Annotated in this window: 18 protein-coding genes; 12 read left to right on the top strand and 6 right to left on the bottom strand. The window is 64.8% G+C overall.

Translation table 11 applies throughout. From position 1 onward, the window contains the following. The first annotated feature begins 56 nt into the window (after nucleotides 1–56). The 6 genes from V1292_RS26230 (at nucleotide 57) to V1292_RS26205 (ending at nucleotide 11,246) form a co-directional block, all read left to right on the top strand. Nucleotides 57–5,270 (top strand): alpha-2-macroglobulin family protein, encoded by a 5,214-nt coding sequence (locus V1292_RS26230; protein WP_334375523.1) that lies wholly within the window; start codon nucleotides 57–59, stop codon nucleotides 5,268–5,270. An 11-nt stretch (nucleotides 5,271–5,281) separates the two neighbouring features. Further along, nucleotides 5,282–7,426: a penicillin-binding protein 1C gene (gene pbpC / locus V1292_RS26225; protein WP_334375522.1), complete on the top strand. Its 2,145-nt coding sequence runs from the start codon at nucleotides 5,282–5,284 to the stop codon at nucleotides 7,424–7,426. A gap of 78 nt (nucleotides 7,427–7,504) precedes the next feature. Further along, nucleotides 7,505–9,247 (top strand): ArnT family glycosyltransferase, encoded by a 1,743-nt coding sequence (locus V1292_RS26220; RefSeq protein ID WP_334375521.1) that lies wholly within the window; start codon nucleotides 7,505–7,507, stop codon nucleotides 9,245–9,247. 1 nt (nucleotide 9,248) lies between these two features. Then, nucleotides 9,249–10,094 carry a phosphatase PAP2 family protein gene (locus V1292_RS26215; RefSeq protein ID WP_334375520.1) on the top strand — a complete coding sequence of 282 codons (846 nt, stop codon included), beginning with the start codon at nucleotides 9,249–9,251 and terminating at the stop codon, nucleotides 10,092–10,094. 73 nt (nucleotides 10,095–10,167) lie between these two features. Next, on the top strand, nucleotides 10,168–10,908 hold the full coding sequence (locus V1292_RS26210) for a glycosyltransferase family 2 protein (RefSeq protein ID WP_334377169.1): 741 nt from the start codon (nucleotides 10,168–10,170) through the stop codon (nucleotides 10,906–10,908). Beyond that, nucleotides 10,908–11,246, top strand: coding sequence for a lipid-A-disaccharide synthase N-terminal domain-containing protein (locus tag V1292_RS26205; RefSeq protein ID WP_334375519.1), 339 nt, complete (start codon nucleotides 10,908–10,910; stop codon nucleotides 11,244–11,246). The genes V1292_RS26210 and V1292_RS26205 overlap by 1 nt, the downstream gene beginning before the upstream one ends. A 3-nt stretch (nucleotides 11,247–11,249) precedes the next feature. On the opposite strand, the gene V1292_RS26200 is transcribed toward V1292_RS26205, so the two are convergent. After that, nucleotides 11,250–12,935: a Na/Pi cotransporter family protein gene (locus V1292_RS26200; RefSeq protein ID WP_334375518.1), complete on the bottom strand. Its 1,686-nt coding sequence runs from the start codon at nucleotides 12,933–12,935 to the stop codon at nucleotides 11,250–11,252. Nucleotides 12,936–13,204: 269 nt separating this feature from the next. On the opposite strand from V1292_RS26200, the gene V1292_RS26195 reads away from it, so the two are divergent. Further along, entirely contained in the window at nucleotides 13,205–13,450 is a 246-nt protein-coding gene (locus V1292_RS26195) for a PilZ domain-containing protein (RefSeq protein ID WP_028346170.1), read from the top strand. Between the two features lie 148 nt (nucleotides 13,451–13,598). Next, nucleotides 13,599–14,426 (top strand): tetratricopeptide repeat protein, encoded by an 828-nt coding sequence (locus V1292_RS26190; protein ID WP_334375517.1) that lies wholly within the window; start codon nucleotides 13,599–13,601, stop codon nucleotides 14,424–14,426. A gap of 133 nt (nucleotides 14,427–14,559) precedes the next feature. Here V1292_RS26190 and V1292_RS26185 read toward each other — a convergent pair whose 3' ends face one another. The 5 genes from V1292_RS26185 to V1292_RS26165 form a co-directional block, all read right to left on the bottom strand. Beyond that, complete coding sequence (locus V1292_RS26185; protein ID WP_334375516.1) at nucleotides 14,560–15,843, bottom strand: AAA family ATPase; 1,284 nt, start codon at nucleotides 15,841–15,843, stop codon at nucleotides 14,560–14,562. Next, complete coding sequence (locus V1292_RS26180; protein WP_334375515.1) at nucleotides 15,840–16,580, bottom strand: CpaD family pilus assembly protein; 741 nt, start codon at nucleotides 16,578–16,580, stop codon at nucleotides 15,840–15,842. The genes V1292_RS26185 and V1292_RS26180 overlap by 4 nt, the downstream gene beginning before the upstream one ends. A 41-nt stretch (nucleotides 16,581–16,621) precedes the next feature. Continuing rightward, a complete protein-coding gene (locus V1292_RS26175) occupies nucleotides 16,622–18,082 on the bottom strand; it encodes a type II and III secretion system protein family protein (RefSeq protein ID WP_334375514.1) in 1,461 nt (486 codons plus the stop codon). A gap of 17 nt (nucleotides 18,083–18,099) precedes the next feature. Continuing rightward, complete coding sequence (gene cpaB / locus V1292_RS26170; RefSeq protein WP_334375513.1) at nucleotides 18,100–18,897, bottom strand: Flp pilus assembly protein CpaB; 798 nt, start codon at nucleotides 18,895–18,897, stop codon at nucleotides 18,100–18,102. Nucleotides 18,898–19,174: 277 nt separating this feature from the next. Further along, nucleotides 19,175–19,837, bottom strand: a complete 663-nt coding sequence (locus V1292_RS26165; protein ID WP_334375512.1) for a GntR family transcriptional regulator — start codon at nucleotides 19,835–19,837, stop codon at nucleotides 19,175–19,177. A gap of 124 nt (nucleotides 19,838–19,961) precedes the next feature. On the opposite strand from V1292_RS26165, the gene V1292_RS26160 reads away from it, so the two are divergent. Genes V1292_RS26160 through V1292_RS26145 form a run of 4 tightly spaced genes read left to right on the top strand, consistent with a single transcriptional unit; the run spans nucleotide 19,962 to nucleotide 23,562 of the window. Continuing rightward, complete coding sequence (locus V1292_RS26160; protein ID WP_334375511.1) at nucleotides 19,962–20,762, top strand: enoyl-CoA hydratase/isomerase family protein; 801 nt, start codon at nucleotides 19,962–19,964, stop codon at nucleotides 20,760–20,762. Nucleotides 20,763–20,770: 8 nt separating this feature from the next. After that, on the top strand, nucleotides 20,771–22,024 hold the full coding sequence (locus tag V1292_RS26155; protein ID WP_334375510.1) for a CaiB/BaiF CoA transferase family protein: 1,254 nt from the start codon (nucleotides 20,771–20,773) through the stop codon (nucleotides 22,022–22,024). A gap of 52 nt (nucleotides 22,025–22,076) precedes the next feature. Beyond that, nucleotides 22,077–23,069 (top strand): Bug family tripartite tricarboxylate transporter substrate binding protein, encoded by a 993-nt coding sequence (locus tag V1292_RS26150; protein ID WP_334375509.1) that lies wholly within the window; start codon nucleotides 22,077–22,079, stop codon nucleotides 23,067–23,069. A 10-nt stretch (nucleotides 23,070–23,079) separates the two neighbouring features. Then, nucleotides 23,080–23,562, top strand: coding sequence for a tripartite tricarboxylate transporter TctB family protein (locus V1292_RS26145; protein ID WP_334375508.1), 483 nt, complete (start codon nucleotides 23,080–23,082; stop codon nucleotides 23,560–23,562). Nucleotides 23,563–23,564 lie beyond the last annotated feature (2 nt).

Raw genomic sequence — 23,564 nt, 5'->3', positions numbered from 1 at the left:
CCTTTTCGCGCATTTTTCGACGTTTCGCGGCATCTGTCCGCGGCAAGGAGCCCATCATGATCGGTTTGGTTCGCGCCACAGTGATTTGCGCCACGCTGGCGCTTGGCCTGACGGCGGCGGGGGCCGCGGACAAGGCGTTCAAGCGCGATGAGCTGGCCGATTCGGCCGTCAAGCTGGAGGCCCAGATCAAGAGCGAGGCGGGGGCGGTGGCCAAGTCCTCCGCGACGCTGCGCAACGACGCCGACGCCGCCTTCAAGCGCGCCGACTTCCGGGTGGGCCTGCAGATCCTCGGCCAGATCGCAGCAACTACGCCGGAAGACAGCGCCAACTGGCTGCGGCTCGCCAAGACCATCTTCCAGATCCGCTCCGTCAGTTCCAGCGAACAGACCTTCCTCTACGAGCGCGCCTCGACCGCGGCCTACATCGCCTATCAGCGCGCCGGCAACCAGGCCGAGGAGGCCGATGCGCTGGCCGTGCTCGGCAGGGCGATGTCCGAGCGCAAGCTGTGGCGTCCGGCGCTCGATGCGTTGCGGCTGTCGCTCGATATGCGCGAGGTCGCCGAGGTCCGCGGCCAGTACGAGAAGATGCGGGACCAGCATGGCTTCCGGCTGCTCGACTATACCGTGGATTCCGACGGCGCCTCGCCGCGCGCCTGTTTCCAGTTCTCCGAAGACCTCGCCAAGCGGGTCGATTTCGCGCCCTTCGTGGCGCTGGCCGGCACCGACAAGCCGGCGCTGACGAGCGAGGGCAAGCAGCTCTGCGTCGACGGGCTGAAGCATGGCGAGCGCTACAACATCAACCTGCGCGCCGGCCTGCCGTCCACGGTGAAGGAGAGCCTGCCGAAATCGGCCGAGTTCAACGTCTACGTCCGCGACCGCAAGCCGTTCGTGCGTTTCACCGGCCGCGCCTATGTGCTGCCGCGCACCGGCCAGCGCGGCATTCCGCTGGTCAGCGTCAATACGCCTTCGGTGAACGTCAATGTGTTCCGGATCGGCGACCGTAACCTGATCAGCACAGTGGTCGACAGCGATTTTCAGAAGACGCTCTCCAGCTATCAGCTCTCCGATCTCGGCAACGAGCGCGGCGTCAAGGTCTGGTCCGGCGAGCTCGCTACCGCCTCCACGCTGAACCAGGATGTCGTGACAGCTTTCCCGGTCGACCAGGCGCTCGGCGATTTGCAACCCGGCGTCTACGTGATGACGGCCGCCGCCAAGGGCCCGGGCAGCAGCAGCGACGATGACGGCACTCTGGCGACGCAATGGTTCATTGTCTCTGACATGGGGCTAACAGCGTTTTCCGGCAATGACGGCATCCATGTCTTCGTCAATTCGCTGGCTTCGACCGAAGCGGTATCGAGGGCCGAAGTACGTCTGGTGGCGCGCAACAACGAGATCCTGGCCACCCGCAAGACCGACGATGCCGGCCACGTCCTTTTCGAGGCGGGGCTTGCGCGCGGCGAGGGCGGGCTGTCGCCGGCGTTGCTGACGGTGATGAGCGAGAAGGCGGACTACGCCTTCCTCAGCCTGAAGGCCAATGCCTTCGATCTCACTGACCGCGGCGTGTCGGGGCGGGTGGTGCCTCCCGGCGCCGACGCCTTCGTCTATGCCGAGCGCGGCGTCTACCGGTCGAACGAGACGGTCTACCTGACCGCGCTGCTGCGCGACGGGCAGGGCAACGCCATGGCCGGCGGGCCGCTGACGCTGGTGATCGAGCGGCCGGACGGCGTCGAATTCCGCCGGGCCCAGCTCCCCGACCAGGGTGCGGGCGGCCGCTCCATGGCCGTGCCGCTCAATTCGGCGGTCCCGACCGGGACCTGGCGGGTGCGCGCCTTTACCGACCCCAAGGGCTCGTCCGTCGGTGAGACCACCTTCATGGTCGAGGACTACATCCCCGAACGGATCGAATTCGACGTCTCGGCCAAGGAGAAGGTGATCAAGGCTGAGACTCCGGTTGAACTGAAGGTCGCTGGCAAGTTCCTTTATGGTGCGCCGGCGTCGGGCCTGCAGCTCGAAGGCGACATGCTGGTCGCCCCCGCAGCCTCCGGGCGGCCCGGCTATCCCGGCTATCAGTTCGGCGTGGAGGACGAGGAAACCGCTTCCAACGAGCGCACCCCGATCGAGAACCTGCCTGAGGCCGACGCCAACGGTGTGGCGACTTTCCCGGTGTCGCTGGCGAAGGCGCCGACCTCGACCCAGCCGCAGGAGGCGCAGATCTTCATCCGGATGGTGGAGACCGGCGGCCGCGCGGTCGAGCGCAAGCTGGTGCTCCCCGTGGCGCCGACCGCGGCCCTGATCGGCATCAAGCCGCTGTTCGGCGACAAGAGCGTCGCTGAAGGCGACAAGGCCGAGTTCGACGTGGTCTTCGTCAGCCCGGACGGTAAGCAACTGTCGCGAGACGGCCTGCGCTACGAACTCCTGAAGATGGAGTCCCGATATCAGTGGTATCGGCAGCATTCGTCCTGGGAATACGAGCCGGTCAAATCCACCAAACGCGTTGCCGATGGCGACCTGACGCTCACAGCCGACAAGGCGGCGCGGGTGTCGGTCGCGCCGGAGCCCGGCCGCTATCGCCTGGACGTCAAATCGAACGAGGCGGATGGCCCGATCACCTCGGTGCAGTTCGACGTCGGCTGGTATTCCGACGGCAGCGCCGATACGCCTGATTTGTTGGAGACCTCGATCGACAAGCCGGAATACGCCTCCGGCGATACCATGGTGGTGTCGGTCAATGCCCGCACGGCCGGCAAGCTGACGGTCAACGTGCTCGGCGACCGATTGCTGACGACCCAGATCGTCGACGTCAAGGAAGGCACCCAGCAGGTCAAACTGACCGTCGGCAAGGATTGGGGCACCGGCGCCTATGTGCTGGCGACGCTGCGGCGACCGCTGGACGCGGCGGCGTTGCGGATGCCCGGAAGGGCGATCGGCTTGAAGTGGTTCGGGATCGACAAGAAGGCGCGTACGCTGCAGGTCGCGCTGTCGCCGCCGCCGCTGGTTCGGCCCGGCACCAGCTTGAAGATTCCGGTCAAGCTTGGCGGGCTCAATCCCGGCGAGGACGCCAAGGTCGTGGTTGCCGCGGTCGATGTCGGCATTCTCAACCTGACCAATTACAAGCCGCCGGCGCCCGATGACTATTATCTCGGCCAGCGCCGCCTGACTGCCGAAATCCGCGACCTCTACGGCCAGTTGATCGACGGCATGCACGGCACGCGCGGCCAGATCAGGACCGGCGGCGATTCCGCCGGCGCCGAACTGCAGGGCTCGCCGCCCACGCAGAAGCCGCTGGCGCTCTATTCCGGCATCGTCACGGTTGGCGCCGACGGCACCGCCGAGATCAGTTTCGACATTCCGGAATTCGCCGGCACCGCGCGGGTGATGGCGGTGGCGTGGAACGCGACCAAGCTTGGCCGCGCCACCATCGATGTCACGGTGCGCGATCCCGTCGTGCTGACGGCGACGCTGCCGCGCTTCCTGCTCAATGGCGACAAGGGCACCATGAGCTTCGACCTCGACAATGTCGAGGGCGCCCCTGGCGACTACAGCATCAGCGTGAAGACGTCGGGACCCGTGAAGGTGACGGGCAATCCGACCACGACGGTCAAACTCGCCGCCAAGCAGCGGACCTCGATGTCGCTGGCGCTCGATGCCGGCGGCGCCGGTACCGCCAATCTCGACGTCGACGTCAAGGGCCCGAACGGATTGGCCTTGGCGCGGCATTATGCGCTCGACGTCAAGGCGGCGACGCAGGTGCTGGCGCGACGCTCGATACGGACACTGGCCAAAGGCGAAAGCCTGACGCTGACGTCGGACATGTTCTCCGACCTGGTCTCGGGCACCGGCAGCGTGTCGCTGTCGGTCGGCCTGTCCACCGCACTCGATGCGGCGACCATTTTGAAAGCGCTGGATCGTTATCCGCACGGCTGCTCCGAGCAGATCACCAGCCGCGCGATGCCGCTGCTCTATGTCAATGATCTCGCTGCCGGCGCGCACCTGGCGATGGATACCGCCGTCGACCAGCGCATCAAGGACGCGATCGAGCGGCTGCTGGCGCGGCAGGGCTCGAACGGCTCGTTCGGCCTGTGGTCGGCGGGCGGCGAAGACGCCTGGCTCGATGCCTATGTGACGGACTTCCTGACGCGGGCCCGCGAAAAGGGCTTTGCGGTGCCGGACGTGCTGTTCAAGAACGCGCTGGATCGCATCCGCAATTCGGTGGTCAATGCCAACGAGCCGGAAAAGGACGGCGGCCGCGATCTGGCCTACGGCCTCTACGTGCTCGCCCGCAATGGCGCAGCGCCGATCGGCGATCTCCGCTATCTCGCCGACACCAAGCTGAGCAATCTCGCAACGCCGATTGCGAAATCGCAGCTTGCCGCGGCGCTGGCGCTGGTCGGCGACAAGACGCGGGCGGAACGGGTCTACGCGGCGGCACTCGATGCGCTGGCGCCAAAACCGGTGCTCGAGTTCGGCCGCGTCGATTACGGCTCGGCACTGCGCGACGCGGCGGCGCTGGTCTCGCTCGCCAGCGAAGGCAACGCACCGCGGGCGACACTGACGCAGGCCGTTCAGCGGGTCGAAGCGGCGCGCGGGCTGACGCCCTACACCTCCACGCAGGAGAATGCATGGATGGTGCTGGCCGCGCGGGCGCTGTCGAAGGAAACGCTGGCACTCGATATCGATGGATCGCCGGTCAAGGCCGCCGTCTATCGCAGCTACAAGGCCGAGGCGGTGGCCGGCAAGCCGGTCAAGATCACCAATACCGGCGATGCACCGGTGCAGGCGGTGGTCTCGGTCTCGGGCTCGCCGGTTACCCCCGAGCCGGCAGCTTCCAGCGGCTTCAAGATCGAGCGCAATTACTTCACACTCGACGGCAAGCCCGCCGACGTCACCAAGGCCAAGCAGAACGATCGCTTCGCGGTGGTGTTGAAGATCACCGAGGCCAAGCCGGAACGCGGGCACATCATGGTGGCCGACTATCTGCCGGCTGGTCTCGAGATCGACAACCCGCGCCTGGTGTCGTCGGGTGATAGCGGCACGCTGGACTGGATCGAGGACGGCGAGGAGCCGGAGCATACTGAGTTCCGCGACGACCGCTTCACCGCGGCGATCGAGCGGGCGAGCGACGACCAGTCGGTGTTCACGGTGGCCTATATCGTGCGCGCGGTCTCGCCCGGCAAATACGTGCTGCCGCAGGCCTATGTCGAGGACATGTACAACCCCTCGCGCTACGGCCGTACCGGCACCGGCTCGGTCGAGGTGCGTCCGGCGAAATGAGCGATGGTGGGATGAGCGACGCGGTGTCACCACAATCTCAATCGTCATGCCCGGGCAAGCCCGGGCATGACGGTGGTATTGGGCCTCGCCGCTTTTTCCGGATCGCCGTAACGCTGGCCTTTACCCTCGTCGTCATCACGACCGCTTTCGCGGGTTGGGTCTACTCGCTGGGTCCGTTGCCGCTGGAAGAGGCGCGCAAAGTCTCCACCACCATCGTCGATCGCAACGGCAAGCTGCTGCGCGCCTATGCGATGGCCGACGGACGCTGGCGGTTGCCGGTCGATGCGAAGGCGGCGGTCGATCCCGGCTATCTGAAGGTGCTACTCGCTTATGAAGACCAGCGGTTCTGGTCGCATGGCGGCGTCGATCCGCTGGCGCTGGGGCGGGCGGCGCTGCAACTCGTCACACGCGGCCACATCGTCTCCGGCGGCTCGACCATTACGATGCAACTGGCGCGGCTGATGGAGCCGCGGCGCGAGCGCTCGGTCTACGCAAAGCTGCGCCAGATGGTGCGTGCGGTCCAGCTCGAGCGGCAACTGAGCAAGGACGAAATCCTCGATCTCTATCTTGCGCTGGCGCCGTTCGGCGGCAATCTCGAAGGCATCCGCGCCGCATCCATTGCCTATTTCGGCAAGGAGCCGAAGCGGCTTTCGCTCGCTGAAGCCGCACTGCTGGTCGCGCTGCCGCAATCGCCGGAGCGCCGCCGGCTCGACCGTCATCCGGAAGCCGCCCACGTCGCGCGGGACCGCGTGCTGGCACGGATGGTCGAGGATGGCGTCGTGTCGCAAGAGGACGCGGCGCAGGCCAAGGCGGTGGCGGTGCCGCGGCTGCGCAAGCCGATGCCGATCCTGGCGCCGCATTCCTCCGATGCCGCGATGGCGACGGTGAAAGATACGCCGCTGATCAAGCTCACGCTGGATTCCGGCTTGCAGAAAACGCTGGAGGCCTTGGCGCGCGACCGTACCGTGGCGCAGGGGTCGAATATTTCAGTCGCTATCATCGCGGTCGACAACGAAACGGGCGACGTGCTGGCGCGTGTGGGCTCGGCGGATTATTTCGACGAGCGCCGCGCCGGGCAGGTCGACATGACCCGCGCGGTGCGCTCGCCCGGATCGACGCTAAAGCCGTTCATCTACGGGCTCGCCTTCGAGGATGGCTTTGTGCACCCCGAAAGCCTCATCGACGACCGGCCGATCCGCTTCGGCTCCTATGCGCCGGAAAATTTCGACATGATGTTCCAGGGCACCGTGCCGGTGCGTAAGGCGTTGCAACTCTCGCTGAACGTGCCAGCGATCGCGCTGCTCGACCGCGTCGGCTCCAGCCGGCTGTCGTCACGGCTGAAGCAGGCCGGCGGCAACCTCGTGCTGCCGAAGGACGAGGCGCCGGGCCTTGCGATGGGCCTTGGCGGCGTCGGCGTCACCTTGCAGGACCTGGCGCAGCTCTATGCCGGGCTGGCGCGGCTGGGCGCGGCGCGGCCGCTGCGCGAGATCGTGCTCACCAGGGACGAGCGAGAGCCGCTGCGGCTGATGGACCAGGCCGCCGCCTGGCAGGTCGGTAACGTATTGCTTGGCACGCCGCCGCCGGAAAACGGCGTGCACAACAGAATCGCGTTCAAGACCGGCACCAGCTACGGCTATCGCGACGCGTGGTCGGTCGGCTTCGATGGCCGCATCACGATCGGCGTGTGGGTCGGGCGTCCCGACGGCGCGCCGGTGCCGGGGCTGGTCGGCCGCACCGCCGCCGCGCCGATCCTGTTCGACGCCTTTGCGCGCACCGGAAAAATCCCGGCGGCGCTGCCGAAGTCGCCGAAAGGTGCGCTGATCGCCAGCAACGCCAAACTGCCATTGCCACTGCGGCGGTTCCGTCCGGTCGGCGAACTGATCCGGACCGGCACCGATTGTGCGCCGCGCATCCAGTTTCCCCTGAACGGGTCGCGCATCGACGTCGACCGTTCAAGCGACGGGCAGGCCGCCGCGATGCCGGTCAAGGTCGCCGGTGGCGTGCTGCCGCTGACCGTCATGGTGAACGGCGCCTCGGTCGGCGAGATCGACAGCCGGCGGCAGCGGCTGGTCGATCCGCCCGGACCGGGCTTTGCCCGGCTGACGGTGATCGACGCGACCGGCGCGGCCGACACTGTGGTCATTCGGGTCCAGTAAGGAAAAAGCCACCTGATGACCACGACTTAGGGGTTTTGCGGTGTTGTTTGCAGTGCGGTTTCATCGTATGCGAGCAGCATGGTGGAAACCTTGCACCCCCCACGCTTTGGAGCGGGCCAACAGCCTGTAAAACCTGCGCATTCTGGCCGCAGGCTGGCCGTTGTGTTCGACTATGCCACCGCGAACCATTTTCGCGCCATCGTGTTCTTGGTGCTCTGCGGTATCGTGCTTTTCCTGCCCGGATTCTTCAACATTCCGGCAATCGACCGCGACGAGGCGCGCTTTGCGCAGGCGACCAAGCAGATGGTCGAAAGCGGCGATTTCGTCGACATCCGCTTCCAGGACGACGTCCGCTACAAGAAGCCGGTCGGCATCTACTGGCTGCAGGCCGCCGTGGTCGAAACCGCCTCATCGCTCGGCCTGCCGCGCGCGCAGTTGCGGATCTGGCTTTACCGGATTCCCTCCCTGATCGGGGCTATCGGCGCGGTTCTCCTGACCTACTGGGCGGCGCTCGCCTTTGTCACGCGGCGCGGGGCCGCGCTGGCAGCACTGATGATGTGCAGTTCCGTCCTGCTCGGCGCCGAAGCAAGGCTGGCCAAAACCGACGCGATGCTGCTGTTGACCGTTGTCGCCGCGATGGGGGCAATGGCGCGGGTGTATCTGTCCTGGCAGCGTGGCGAGGATCCGGCGCGTCCGCCCTGGGCCCCGCCGGCGATCTTCTGGACGGCGCTGGCCGGCGGCATCCTGCTCAAGGGGCCGCTGATCCTGATGTTCGTCGGGCTGACCATCCTGGCACTTGCGATCCTCGACCGCTCGGCGGCATGGCTTTGGCGGCTGCGCCCGGTCTGGGGGCTGATGTGGACGCTGGTGCTGGTGCTGCCCTGGTTCGTTGCGATCTTCTGGCGCGCGGGCGAGGCATTCTTCTCCAATTCGCTCGGCGGCGACATGCTGGGCAAACTCGGCGCGCAGGAGTCCCATGGCGCGCCGCCCGGCCTGTATCTGCTGCTGTTCTGGGTGACGTTCTGGCCGGGTGCGGCGCTGGCGGGAATGGCGGCGCCGGCGGTATGGCGCGCGCGGCGCGAGCCCGGCGCGCAATATCTTCTGGCGTGGCTGGTTCCGTCATGGATCGTGTTCGAACTGGTGCTGACCAAGCTGCCGCACTACGTGCTGCCGCTCTATCCGGCGATTGCGATCCTCACCGCCGGCGCGCTGGAGCGCCGCGTGCTGTCGCGCTCCTGGCTGATGCGCGGTGCGGCCTGGTGGTTTGTCATTCCGGCGGGGGCAGCCGTGATCGCCGTCATCGGCGCCATCAAGCTGACGCATTACCCGGCATTTCCGGCCTGGCCCTTCCTGGCGGCGGCGATGATCTTCGGCCTGATCGCGTGGTGGATGTTCGAGGACAGCCGCGCTGAGCGCTCGCTGTTGAATGCCGTGGTCGCGGCGATGTTTCTGGCGGTCGGAATCTACGGCATTGTCATGCCGTCGCTGACTGCCATGTTTCCAAGCGCTGAGATCGCGCGCGCGCTTCGCAACGTGGTCTGCGTCGGACCAAAGGCGGCAGCCGCGGGCTTTCATGAGCCGAGCCTCGTCTTCATGACCGGTACCGGCACGCTGCTCACCGACGGATCCGGCGCGGCCGATTTCCTCGGGCAGGGCAGTTGCCGCTTCGCGCTGGTTGAATGGCGCACGGAGCGCGCCTTCGTCCAGCGTGCTGAAGCAATCGGGCTGCGCTACAACGTAGCGAAGCGGATCGAGGGCTATAACATTTCGCAGGGCAAGGCGATCTCGATCGCCATCTTCCGCTCGGAAGGCACGGAGTAAGATGGCTGCGAGCCCTTCTGTTGACGATTCCAAAACCTATCTTGCGCGTTTCTCCACGCTGACGTGGCTGTCACTGGCGCAGCTCGTGCGGTCGCCGTCGCATTCGCGGCGAGCCGAAGCCGCTCGCCGCTCGGCGCGTCACGTCTTGTGGATCTCGGCAGGTCTCGGCGCAGCGATCGTGGTGTTGATGTATGCGATCGATGCGTGGGAAATCGCCCAGATGCCAAAGCGCGGCACGCCCTCGCTGTGGTGGGTCCGCATTCTCACTGATTTCGGCAAGGACGAATATGTGTTGGCGGGGCTGGCAGGATTGCTGATCGCGGTCGCGATCGCCGCACCGGCCCTGCATGGCATCAGGCGCTCATTGCTGCTTAGTCTCGGAACACGGCTGCAGTTCATCTTCTGCGCCGTCGCCGTGTCCAGTCTGGTCACCGAGGTGCTGAAATACAGCATCGGTCGCGGTCGGCCGTTTGTCGGCGGCGAGGCCAATGCTTTCCACTTCTCGCACTTCGCGGGCCACCCCGCTTATTTCAGCTTTCCTTCCGGCCACGCCACGACCGCCTTTGCGCTCGCGTTCGCCGTGTCGGTCATCTGGCCGAAAGCTCGCTTTGCGATGGCCGTCTATGCCCTCATCATTGCGGCGACCCGTCTGGTGCTGGTTGCTCACCATCCCAGTGACGTGGTTGCCGGGGCGCTGATCGGCATCGTCGGAGCGATGTTCGTGCGATACTGGTTTGCGGCCCGCCGGCTCGGATTTGCGATCCAGCGCGACGGCAGCATCGTGTCCCTTGCCGGGCCCTCGTCCGGGCGCCTCAAAAGGGTTGCCCGCGGCGCTTTCGCCCCATAAAAGCGGACGCCGCCAGACGGCCCGATACGCCCGGTTCCGGGTCCTTCCAACCAACCAGACGAGTGCCGATTTGATACCTGCCGACAGAGATGCGGTCGCCGTTTCAATCGTCGTACCGGTGCGCAACGAGGCGGACAACGTCGCGCCGCTGATTGCGGAAATCGTCAGCGCACTCGGCCGCCGCTGGGCCTACGAGATCATCTATGTCAACGACGGTTCGACGGATGCGACCGCCGAGCGGCTGGCGGCGATGATGAAACAGCATCCGCAGCTTCGGCAACTGAAGCACGCTGCCTCAAGTGGGCAATCGGCGGCGGTGCGTAGCGGCGTGCGGGCCGCGCGCGGCGCCATCGTGGCGACTCTCGACGGCGACGGGCAAAACAATCCGGCGTTCCTGCCGGACCTGATCGCGGCCGTCGAAAAAGGCGGTGGCCGCGTCGGTCTTGCGGCAGGCCAACGGGTCGGGCGCAAGGATACCGGCTTCAAGAAACTGCAGTCGCGGATCGCCAACGGCGTGCGCAACGCGATCCTGCGCGACGGTACCCGCGACACCGGTTGCGGGCTGAAGGCGTTCCCGCGCGAGGTGTTCCTCTCGATGCCCTATTTCGACGGGCTGCATCGGTTCCTGCCGGCGCTGGTGCGCCGCGAAGGTTTCGACATCGCTTACGTCGACGTGATCGACCGCCCGCGCCATTCCGGCGTGTCCAATTACGGCTTCTTTGACCGGTTATGGATCGGGATCATGGATCTCGCCGGCGTGTGGTGGCTGATCCGACGCAAGAAGTCGATGCCCGTTGCGATCGAGGTTCGCTGATGCTGATTCAATACGGCCAGGCGCTCGGCGACTATCTCTACGACGTGTTCGTCGCCAAGTTCGATTTCTGGCTGGCGTTCGGGCTGATCGCGCAATTGCTGTTCACCGCGCGATTCCTGGTGCAGTGGATCTCGAGCGAGCGGGCCGGACAGAGCGTGGTGCCGATGGCGTTCTGGTTCTTCTCGATGGGAGGCGGCATGATGACGCTGATCTACGGCATCGCCAAGCGCGAGCCCGTGATCATCATCGGCCAGTCGATGGCCACGATCATCTACATCAGAAACATCATGCTGATCGTGAAGAACCGTGCCACCGCCTCGAAGACGCTCGATCGCTGACTGTCAGCGGCTCGGCGCCGCCGTGGGCAGTGCGGGCAATTCGCTTTCGGCGCTGCGATGGGCGGCGAGTTCGCCGGCGGCATCGAGCACGGGGTAGGCGACCGAGCAGATGTGCGAGTGAATGCGCCGGAGGTCGCGCAACACGTCGAGATGAAGCGACGTGGTCTCGATGGTTTCGGGCCGGCCCTCGCGCAGGCGGTCGAGGTGCCGCTCGGTGGCGGCGAGCTCGGCATTGCGCAGCGCGGCCTTTTCGGCCAGCAATTTTCGCGCTTCGTTGAGGTCACCCGACATGAAGACCCCGAACGCGATCCGCAGCGAATCCATCGTTCGCTTGTGGAAAGCCGAAAGCTCCTCGGCGCCCTCGGCCGAGAACTGGAAGCGGCGCTTGATCTTCTTGGTTGCCAGCTCGCTCAGATTCTTGTCGATGATGTCGCCGATATGCTCGAGGTTGATGGCGAAGGAGACGATCTCCATCGCCCGGTGTCCCTCGCGCTCGTCGAGACTGCCGCGGGTGAGTTTCGTGACATAGAGCTTGATCGCCTCGTCGAGGCTGTCGACGTTGTTGTCCATCCGCGAGACCTCGTCGACCAGCGCGCGGTCGTTGGTCATCATCGCCGCCATCACCTTGCGCAGCATGATCTCGACGTGATCGCCCATATGCAGGGTCTCGCGGGCGGCATCCGCCAACGCGAGGGAAGGGGTCTCGAGTGCGCTCTCGTCGAGATAGCGCGGACCTGTCGGGTCGGCCTCCTTGACGCGCTCGGGCAGCAACCTCTTCAACAGCCGCGCCATGCCGTCGAGCAGGCCAATGAAGAGAGCTGCGGTCGCAACGTTGAAGGCGATGTGGAACAGGGCGGTTGCCTTGGCCACATCCGGTTGCCACGCGATCAGAAGCTCCGCGATCGGCTGCAGGAACGGCGCCACCAGCAGCACGCCGACAAGCCGGTTGACGAGATTGCCGAGCGGAAGCCGATAGCTGGCGGGATTGTCGCGGCGCGCGCCCTCGACGATCGGATTGATGGCGCTGCCGAGATTGGCGCCGAGCACGAGCGCCAGCGCCGCATAGGGGGTGATGAAATGCGCATAGGCCAGCGACATCACCAGCAGTACGCTGGCAACGGAGGAATGCACGAGCCAGGTCACGATCGCAGCGAACAGGATGCAGAGCACGGGATCGCCGGTGATGGCGTTCATGAATACGCGCACGCCCGGCGCGTTCTCCGCCGGCGCCAGCGTATTGAGCAGGATGTGCAGCGCCAGCAGCATCAGGCCGAGGCCGATAAAGACGCGGCCGATGTCCTTGATGCGCGAGCGTGGCCCGGTGCGGAAGGCGACCAGGCCAATGATGAACAGCACCGGCGCGACGGCGGCGATGTTGAACGACAGGATCTGCACGATCAGCGTGGTGCCGACATTGGCACCGAGCATGATGGCGAGCGCAGGCACCAGGCTGACGAGCCCGTCCGACGTAAACGAACTCGTGATCAGCGCCGTCGCGGTGCTGCTTTGAAGCAGCGCGGTCAGGCCGAGACCGGCGGCGAGGGCGGAGAAGCGGTTGCTCAGGGCCTTCGCCAGTAACATTCGCAGGTTCGGCCCGAACGCGCGCAGGATTCCGCTGTGGACCATGTGCAGGCCCCACAGCAGCAATGCTACGCCGCCCATCAGGTCGAGAAGGACGAGGCTTCCCATGCGCGTCGGTTTCCGCCAAATCGAGTCGAGGGGTCAGGCTATCGCCTAACGAGGGGCGATCAACCCTTTAATTTGCCGAAAATTGCAGTGCATGGGCGCTGCTCGATCGTAGTTTGCCGGTGCTCGGAGGTCTTCGGCTCCGGGTTCGGTAAACGGAATTCGAACGTATCAGTTACATTGCGAGCCGTTGCGCTAGGTCAATTCCAACAATTCTTCTGTAAAGCTGAGGGCACCTTCGGGTGAATCACTCCAGCAAGGCCAGGGTAGACATGTTAGCGAATCGCCGCAGAAGCGAACGACGTGCGTGCAGAAACTTTGCGAAAATACAGTTTGCGACCGGCGGATTGCCGCGCGACTGCATGATTACAGACATGTCGGATGGCGGCGTGAAGATCATCGCCGAATATCCCGAAATTCCTCCCGAATTCACGGTGATCTTTTCGGAGGGAAGGCCGCGTCAGTGCAAGCTGGCCTGGCGGATCGGTTGCGAACTCGGCGCGCAATTCCTCGACTAGGCGGCTCGGCGAAACGGACCGGCACGCGCGTGCCTGGCGGCAGCCGCCCGCAAAGGTCACCAATTACCGCAAAAGCGGGCCAGCTTAACCGGAACTTAGGGTTAAGCTGTGAACACTTCTGGACAGTCGCCGCCGTGAGTCCCGCTACATGTTCCAGAAGCCACCCCGTCCGCTCCGCGTCACGCGGCTCCTTGCGTGCACGTCGACCCTGATCCTGGTGTTGGGGCTTGGCGGCTGCCAGACCTCGGGACTGTCAGACATTACCGGTTCGATCGGCGAGAAGGCCGACGCTGACCACACCACCGATCCGCGCCGCGATATCCAACTTTACCAGGAACGCTATCGCGTCAATCCGAAGGATGCCGACGCGGCCCTGAAATACGGCAAGGCGCTTCGCGCGACAGGGCAGCGGTCGCAGGCGGTTGCGGTGCTCGAACAGGCCTCCATCGCCCATCCGGGCAATAAGCTGCTGCTCGCAGCCTACGGCCGCGCGCTGGCGGATAATGGCAATTTCCAGCAGGCCTTCGACGTGCTCGGCCGCGCCCACAGCCCCGACGATCCCGATTGGCGGCTGCTGTCGGCGCAGGGAGCAACACTGGATCAACTCGGCCGATACGAGGAGGCGCGGCAATACTATGCGAGCGCGCTGAAAATCGTGCCCGACCATCCGTCGGTGCTGTCCAATCTCGGACTGTCCTACGTGCTTTCGAAGGACCTGCCCAGGGCCGAGGAGACGCTGCGCCGCGCCCACAGCCTGGCCGGGACCGATCCGCGCGTGCGCGCCAATCTTGCACTGGCGGTCGGCCTGCAGGGTCATTTTGCCGAGGCGGAAAAGATCGTGAAAGCCGACCTGCCGCCCGCCGAGGCGGCAGCCAACGTCGCGCAATTGAAGCGGATGCTGGCGCGCAAGGACAGGGAGAACGCGCGAGCTGAGGCCGACAAGATGCCGATCGCCTCGGCCCGACGCATCGACTAGTCTAGCGCTCAACCGGTTCCGATCCAATCAGAACCAACAGAGCCTGAATTCACCCGGATCAAGTTGGGGCAGGCTTTCGCTCGAAAACGCGATCAGCGTCAGCGGCCAACGCCGCTGCGCCGTTATCCCTTGCTCACGCCCTGCGGGCCGTCGCGCCCTGCAGCTTCTTGATGATCGGCGTCAGGAACGAAGTCCGCGACCGCTTGGTCACGGCATGGCCCGTCATGCGCTGCGCGATCTGCAGGAACATCTGGGTGGTGCGATGCTTGGCGGCGATCTGCGCGATCATCTGGCCGTTGTTGGCGGCGGTGCCGAACATCTTCGAATCGAACGGAATCGCCGCGATCGGCTGGCTCTCGATTGCCTTGGCGAATTCGCGCGTGGAGATCTCCGGACGCTTGTGCATTCCAACCTGGTTCAGGCAATAGAGCGGCGGGCGGTCATTGGGCCGCGCCGCCTTCAGCACGTTCAGCATGTTCTTGGTGTTGCGCATATTGGCGAGGTCAGGCTCGGCGACGATCAAAATGTCGTCCGCGCCGACCAGCGTGCGCTTGGTCCATGCCGACCACTGATGGGGGACGTCGAGCACGATGCACGGGGTCGTCATGCGCATCGTGTCGAAGATCGCATCGAACGCATCGGCGCCGAAATCATAGACCTGGTCCAACGTTGCCGGCGCGGCCAGCAGGTCGAGGTGGTCGGTGCATTTCGCCAGCAGACGTTCCATGAAGGCAGAGTCCGGCCGTTCCGGCTGGAAGACTGCATTGGCGATGCCTTGAACCGGATCCTGATTGTAGTCGAGGCCGGCGGTGCCGAAGGCAAGGTCGAGATCGATCACGACGGAATCGAGCGCCAGATCGCGCGCGATCATCCAGGCCACATTGTGCGCGACGGTGGATGCGCCGACGCCTCCCTTGGCGCCGACGACGGCAACGATACGGCCGACGGCTACGGTCTCGGAGGCCGCGTAAAGGCCACATATCGCACGAACTACGTCGATCGGTTCGATCGGTCCGGTGACGTAGTCGCTGACGCCACGCCGCACCAGTTCGCGATAGGGTGCGACGTCGTTGGCGTTGCCGATGACGACAACGCGCGTTCCTGCGTCGCACACGGTCGCGAGTTCATCGAGGCCTTCGAGGATGTCGGTGGCCGGGTCGCTCTCCAGCAAAATAACGTTCGGCGTCGGTGCCTTGTGGTAGGCCTCGATGGCGGCGGCAATACCGCCCATGTGAACCGAAAGGTGCGCCTTGCCGAGACGGCGGTCTTCGCTCGCCGCGCGCACCGCGGTTGCGATCGCCACGCTGGCGCAAAAGGCCTGTACCGATACGCGCGGCGCCGGCGAGATGTATTCCTCGGGCTGCGCCGGGGTGTCGTCCAGTTGGTCGTCGGAGTTTTGAAAGACGCGGCTGATCATTTGCCTGTATCGCTGAGTTTGGCCTTGTCGGCTTCGGGGTAGGCGGTTTCGGTTGCAACGCCCTTGCGATATTTGTCAAAGGCGATATTGCGCCGCGGCGTGTAGGCGGCCGTCTCGGGGCGCGGCTGCTCGAGGTCCGCCGGATTGTCGATCATCGCCGCCAGGTTGCGCTGGGTGGCACAGCCAAAATTGTGATAGGAGCGGTTTTCGTTGTAGGCGACGTTGTCGATGTTCGGGCCGAGGTCTTGCGGCCACAGGCCGCACGGGCCGGCCACCGCCTTGATCTTCGGATAGCTCAGCCTGATCGTCGGCAAGGTCCTGATATCGTCGGGACGGTAGTGATGCAGCGTGATGGCGCGCGAGGGCACGCCGCCCGCCATCAGCACCGACTGGATTTCTCGAAACGTCGCCGCAGCCGCGCGGGCATTGGGCGTATCGACCGGGACGTCCGCAATGATCGCGCCGGTGCCTTCGCGCGCCCATGTCCGCGCCAGGCCCATGACGTCGGTGCGTTGCGGCCCGGAGAGGCCGCCGCGGGCATGACCCACGAACACGACGATCGAATGGTTGGCTTCGGTCACGGCGATCGGATGACGGTGGCGGTAATCATCGGATACGCTGGCGGTCACGATTTCCGTGGTCTGCGGCGTGCAGGCACCGAGCGCCGCCGAAAGGCCGAAGAGGGCACCAAGAATGCCCAAAGCCTTGACGCGATGGAGCGGAATTTTCGTTGTCATCGTTCTGTCCTCGTCCCCACTCGGTGAACAGTTCTGCGGTCTCAATCGATGATGAAGCCGAAATTGCCCTGGACGTCGCTGACGGGATCGATGCGAGCGGCGACGCCGTAGATCCGGTTGATGCGCCCGAGCAGCGTGGATTGGGAGTCGGATGCCGGCGCAAACCCGTCGTCGGGCCGCGACAACTCCTTCTGCGCGACCGCGCGCACGACGTAGGGCGTCACGATGACCATCAGCTCGGTCTGGTTGTTGACGAAGTCCTGGCTGCGGAACAGCGCGCCCAGCACCGGCAATTGATCGAGCCCCGGCAGCCCGTTGATGGCCTGCTTGGTTTGCTCCTGGATCAGGCCGGCCATCGCCATCGAGCCGCCGGAGGGTATTTCCAGCGTCGTCTCGGCGCGGCGGGTCTTGATCGAGGGAATGGTTGTTCCACCTTGGCCGCCAGTCAGAGAGTTTTCGGTCGAGACTTCCGAAACTTCCGTCATCACCCGCAGGCTGATCCGACCCTCAGAGAGTACGACCGGCGTGAAGTTGAGCGAGATGCCAAATTTCTTGAAGCTGACAGTCTGGACGCAATTTCCGAAGCCACCGCCTGTTGTTGTTTGGCAGCTCACGCCGGTCGGAATGGGAAATTCACCACCTGAGATAAACGTTGCGGATTCGCCTGATATCGCTGTCAGATTGGGTTCGGCGAGCGTCTTCACGACACCGGCCTTTTCCATCGCGCGAAGCACGGCCTGGACCGACGGCATCGTGCCGGCTGCTATGCCAAGGCCATTGCCAGGCACGAGGGGCGCGTTGTTTGCAGTGAAGGGATTGGCATTGTTGAAATTCACAGTCGTATTGCCGACATTCAATTGGGCGCTGAGATCGACACCCATCTGTTTGACGACATCCCGCCGGACCTCCGCGACAGTGACCTTCAACATCACCTGGTCGCGGCCGCGGACGACGATCGAGTTGACGACCTTCTCGGACCCGCCGACCAGCCGCGCGGCAATCTCGCCGGCCTGCTGGGCTTCGACCGGGCTCGAAACCGAGCCGGTCAGCAGCACGCTGTCGCCGACGCCCTCGATCTGAATCCCCGGCAACGACTGCCGCAGCGCGGCGCGCACGCCGTTGAGGTCTCGCTTGATTGCGATGTCGTAGGAGGCGATCTGCTGGCCGTCGCCGTCGAAAAACACCACGTTGGTCTGGCCGACGGCGCCGCCGATGATATAGGCGCGTTGCGGGGAGCGAATGACGGCATTGGCGATCTTCGGATCGGCGACCAGCACATCCTTCACATCGCGCGGCAGGTCGACGACAACCGACTTGCCGACACCGAGCGACAGGAAGCGCATCTTGACCGGGCCGATGGCAGACGTCGTCACCGGATCCTTCTCGGACTCGGCTGCGACCACAGGCAGCAGCGGCCCGAGCGTCAGCGCGGCGACAGCCGACAATAACAGGGTGCGCACCGCCACGGTTCGCATCGCTGACTGATTTTCCCCAAACTTCATCTCGGGCGTCCTTTCGGTCACTTCTGTGCCGTCGTTTGATTAGCGATCCCGTAGCGAACCACGTTGACGCTCTGGCTTCGTTGCTGAGCCTGTTCCTCGGAACGGCCTTCGGCCGCGTTGACATCGGTGATGCTGCGCAGCGCGAGCGACAGCGTGCCGCTCTGGCGCGCACGCGCCAGCGTCTCAGCCTGCTCGGGCTTCAGTTCGAGCGTGGCGGTGCGACCGACGAGGGAGTTGCTGCCCTCTTTTTCCTTCGGCGCCTGATCGATCGCCAGCACGCGGATGTTGGAGAGAATGATTTCCGACTGGACGACGTCGGGCCCCTTGCTGTCCGGATTCTTTTCACGCTTGGAGAGGATGACGTCGACACGGTCGTTGGGCAGGATAAAGCCGCCGGCGCCGGTTTCCGGCGAGATCTCGGTTGAGAGCGCCCGCGAGCCGGTCGGCAGGATGGCTGCCATGAAGCCGGAGCCATTGGCCTTGACCAGTTTCTGTTCGCGGATCGGCTCGCCAGCGAAGAACGGGCTGCGCGCGATCGAGCCGGCGATTTCGTTGATGGCTTCGGCCTTGCTGGCGCGGTTGATCAGATTGCTGCCGGCGGTCGCGGCCGGCCAGGCCTGCCATTGCAGGTCCTCGGGCTTGACCGGCTGGCCGAGCCCGATGTCGGACTTCGCGACCAGGATCTCCACCGTCGGCAATTGTGCGACCGGTTCGGCCGCCGGGCGGGATTGTTCTTCGGTGCCACGGGCGAGATAGGCGGCAACACCGCCGGCACTCAATGCGATGGTCAGAACGACGACACGTGCGATGTTCATACGCTTTACTACTCTTACGCAGGGACGTCCCACTGCACTGCAATGGCAGCCATCCCCGGAGGTATGACTAGGCATCAAAGGTATAAGGGAACTTGAGGGTTGAATTATTTGGTCGATCGCATGGCGGGATTCGCCGTCATGGTGAACGGGTGGTTATCGTTTTGGAAAAACCGCTCCGCAAAAACCCGGGGGCGTCTCGGCGTGGGCGTAGCAACGGCCGAATGCGGATAGAGATGGACGGCGCTTCGGATGCGAATCAGCGTCAGGCTAGACGCTGCTATGATGCGCGAGCCTCATCTTGCGGCTCGGTCTCCGCGAAGCCGGCCTGCAAGACTTCCTCGCGCTTGTGGCGCAGATGCGCGCGCAGGATATGCGACAACCCCACGCCGTCGCGGCGTTGGAGTGCATTGAGGATCGCTTCGTGCTCCTGCACCGCCAGCGCCCAGCGCCGCGGTGTCATCGGCGTGACGTAGCGCGCACGCCGAATGCGGGCCGTAACGGATTCATATAGGCCTGACAGCACCGGGTTGCCGGCCGCGGCGATGATCGCCTCGTGGATGGTGCGGTTGCAGCGGTAGTACTGGAGAAGGTCGCGATCGCCGTAGTGCTGTACCATCGCGGCGTGGACGGCGGCGACCTCGGCGATCTCGGCATCCGTGATGCGCTCGCAGGCCAGTTCACCGGCCAGCGCCTCTAACCCCTGGCACACCTCGAACAGGTCGCGCATGTCCCTGTCGGTCAGCCTGGCCGCGCGCGAGCCGCGGTTCGGCAGCAACTGAACCAGGCCCTCGGCGGCGAGCACCTTGAGGGCTTCGCGCAGCGGCGTGCGCGAGATCTGCAGCCTTTCACAGAGGTCGCGCTCGGGAATCCGCGCGCCCGGCGGGATCTCGCCATCGAGCAACATGGCGCGGACGCGGCCTACGACTTCCTCATGAAGCATCGCCGTAAAGATCCAGTTTGAATGCAAAAATGGCTATATCACCGGAAGCTTGCTAGTTCCAGCTTGATAAATCGTGTTTTTGCATTCAGAATTGGTTAAAATCGATTAAGAAAGGGCCGACGGGATGGATCAAGACGTAACGGTACGGGAGGATGACCTCCTGTTTGCCCTTGATGACGGTATCGGCCGGATAACCTTCAACAGACCGCAGGCGCGCAACGCCTTCACCTTCGCGATGTACGAGCGGCTGGCTGCGATCTGCGAGCGCGCCAACCGCGACCATGCGATCAAGGTGCTGCTGCTGCGGGGAGCCGGCGACAAGGCGTTCGCCGCGGGCACCGACATCAACCAGTTCCGGGCCTTCAAGGCGCCGCAGGACGGGCTCGACTACGAGAACCGCATCGACCGTGTGCTCGGCATTCTCGAAACGTGCCGGGTGCCGACCATTGCCGCCATCAACGGCGCCTGCACCGGCGGCGGTGCGGGAATCGCGGCCTGTTGTGACCTCCGCATCGGCACCCGAAGCACGCGGATGGGGTTTCCGATCGCGCGCACGCTCGGCAATTGCCTGTCGATGTCGAATATCAGCCGCATCACCGCGTTGATCGGCCCGGCGCGCGTCAAGGATCTGATCTTCACGGCACGGCTTGTCGAAGCCGAGGAGGCGGCCTCGGTAGGCCTGCTCAACGAGGTCGTCGATGATCTGGCCGCGCTCGACAGGCGCGCCGACGAGATCGCACGGCTCGTTGCCGGCAACGCGCCGCTGACGCTGAGCGCGACCAAGCAGGCAGTCGCCCGGCTGCAGAAACGGCTGACGCGCGAGGAGGGCGAGGACCTCATCCTGATGTGCTACACCAGCCAGGATTTCCGTGAAGGGCTCGACGCGTTTCTCACCAAGCGCGCGCCGCAATGGCGCGGCCAATAGGAGCCCGCATGTCCCTTCAAAACGACACGACGCCGCGTTCGGGGCCGCTTGCCGGCCTCAAGGTCATCGATCTCACCCATGTGATGGCGGGACCGACCTGCACGCTCATGCTCGCCGACATGGGCGCCGATGTCATCAAGATCGAGAAATGGCCCAATGGCGACGACACGCGGCACTCGGTGCCACCGAAGATCGGTGACGAGGCGGCCTCGTTCCTGATGATGAACCGCAACAAGCGCGGCATCGTGCTCGATCTGAAGACCGCAGGCGGCAAGCAAGTGCTGCGGCGGCTGATCGCGGACGCTGACGTGCTGGTCGAGAATTTCGCGCCCGGCGCGATGGAGCGGTTAGGCTTCGGCTATGAGGAACTGCATCGGGATTTTCCGGCGCTGATCTATTGCTCGCTCTCCGGTTTCGGCCGAACCGGCCCGTACAAGCATCGTCGCGGCTTCGATCTGGTGGCCCAGGCGATGAGCGGCATCATGAGTTTCACGGGCGAACGGCCGGATGGTCCGCCGGTCAAATGCGGCCCGCCGCTGTCCGATATCACGGCCGGACTCCTCGCCAGCATGGGCATCCTTGCCGCCTATTCACACCGGCTCAAGACCGGTGAAGGGCAATGGGTGGAGACCTCGCTCTACGAGGCGGCGCTGGTTCAGACCTATTGGCAGTCGACGATTGCGCTCGCCAGCAACATGGCGCCGCGCGCCATGGGCTCGGCCCATCCGCTCAACGCACCGTATCAGGCGTTCGAGGCATCCGATGGCTGGTTCGTGGTAGGCGGCGCCAACAAGAAGCACTGGCTATTGATGCTGGAAGCGCTTGGCGCGCTGGAACTGGCTTCCGACCCGCGCTTCGTCAACGGCTCCGACCGCATGGCGAATCTGAAGGAGCTCGAAGCCGAATTGAGCGGGCGTTTCCGCAAACAGACGCGGGCGCATTGGCTGGCGGCACTTGACGAGAGGGGCGTGCCCTGCGGCCCCGTGCACGACATGTTGGAAGCGCTGAGCGATCCGCAGACGCTCGCGCGCGAGATGGTGGTTGAGGTCGAACATTCGACGCTCGGACCGGTGAAGACAATCGGGCTGCCGGTCAAATTCTCGGCGACCCCAGGCAAGGTGCGTTCGGGCGCGCCTGTTTATGGCGAGCATACGCGCGAGGTGCTGCGCGAACATGGTTTTGATCAGGCGCAGATCGACGCGTTCGAGCGGGAGGGTGCGATCATTGCCGCCTCGGCCGGCCGCAAGGAGCAGGTCGCCTGACGAGAAAACGAGAATACGAACGACAACAAGAAATGCCTACGGGGAGCAAACCATGAAGATCACGTCAAAACTGCTGCTATCCACGGCAACGTTCATGCTCGCGGGCGCGCTTCCGGCCACCGCGGCCTGGCAGCCGCAGAAGCCGATCGAGTTCGTCGCAACGGCGGGGCCGGGCGGCGGCACCGACAATCTTGCGCGCGCCGTCCAGAGCATCGTCACCAAATACAAACTGACCGACCAGCCGGTCGTGGTCGTCAACAAGGGCGGCGGCAGCGGGGCGGAAGGCTATGTCTACGGCAAGGCGTCCGCCGGCGATCCCTACAAGGTGATCTTCGGTACCTCGAACGCGTGGCAGCAACCGCTCGTCTCCAAGGTCGCCTTCAACTACACCGATCTCACCCCGATCGCCGCGATGGCGCAGGACGAGTTCCTGCTATGGGTGAAACAGGACGCGCCCTACAAGACGGCGGGCGACTTTCTCAAGGCGGCGGCCGCGACCGAGTTCAAGATGGGCGGCGCACAGTCCAAGGACACCGATGAGGTGCTGACGCGGATGATCGAGAAGGCGGCGAAGGTCAAGTTCACCTACATCCCATTCAAGAGCGGCGCCGAGGCTGCCGTGCAACTGGCCGGCGGCCATATCGATGCCCACGTCAACAATCCCTCCGAGAGCCTTGGGCAATGGCGCGGCAGCACCCAGCGTCCGCTTTGCGCGTTCAGCCCGAAGCGGTTGCCGCAGGGGCCGAAGGTCACGGCGTCAGAAGGCTGGAGCGACGTGCCGACCTGTGTCGAGCAAGGGCTTGCGATTTCGCAATATGAGCAGCCGCGCACGGTTTGGCTGCCCGGCAAGGTCAGCCCGGAGCAGGCGGCGTTCTACGTCGATCTGTTGAAGAAGGTGCAGGCGACGCCGGAGTGGAAGGATTACATCGAGAAGACCTCGCAGGTTGATACCTTCTTAACCGGCGCTGCGCTCGACAACTTCATCAAGCAGGACCTCGAACATGTAAAGCAGGTCGCGGGCGAACAGGGCTGGCTGGTGAAGTAGGGCCTGACCGATGATATCACGACGCGCGCTCGAGATAGCCGCCGCGGCGCTGACCGCACTCTTTGGCGTCGTTGTCGTTGTTTCCAGCATCGACAACGGCATCGGCTGGTCGAGCGCCGGCGTCGACGCCGGCACGTTTCCGTTCCTGACCGGAATCATCATCGTGCTCGGCAGCCTTTACAACATGGCGCAGGGCGCCGTGGGGCGCGGCACCCTCGCAATGGTCAGGACAGCCATAACGCCGTCCGAGTTGCGCCGCCTCGCGGGCTTGTTCGTTCCAGCCGCGATTTTCGTCGCCGTCATTCCAATGGTTGGAATGTATCTCGCCTCGGCGGGCTATGTTTTCGCGGTGCTGGCGCTGCCGAGGCGGCAATCGGTTTTGCGCGCGCTTGTCATCGCCGCGGCTACGCCGCTGGCGCTCTACATCGTGTTCGAGCGCATGTTTCAGGTGTCGCTGCCGCACGGCGCGCTCGCCGCCGCGTTCGGTTTCTGAAG

This window comes from Bradyrhizobium sp. AZCC 1719, assembly GCF_036924525.1.
Lineage (GTDB): Bacteria > Pseudomonadota > Alphaproteobacteria > Rhizobiales > Xanthobacteraceae > Bradyrhizobium.
This window is presented reverse-complemented; position numbering and strand designations above follow the sequence as displayed.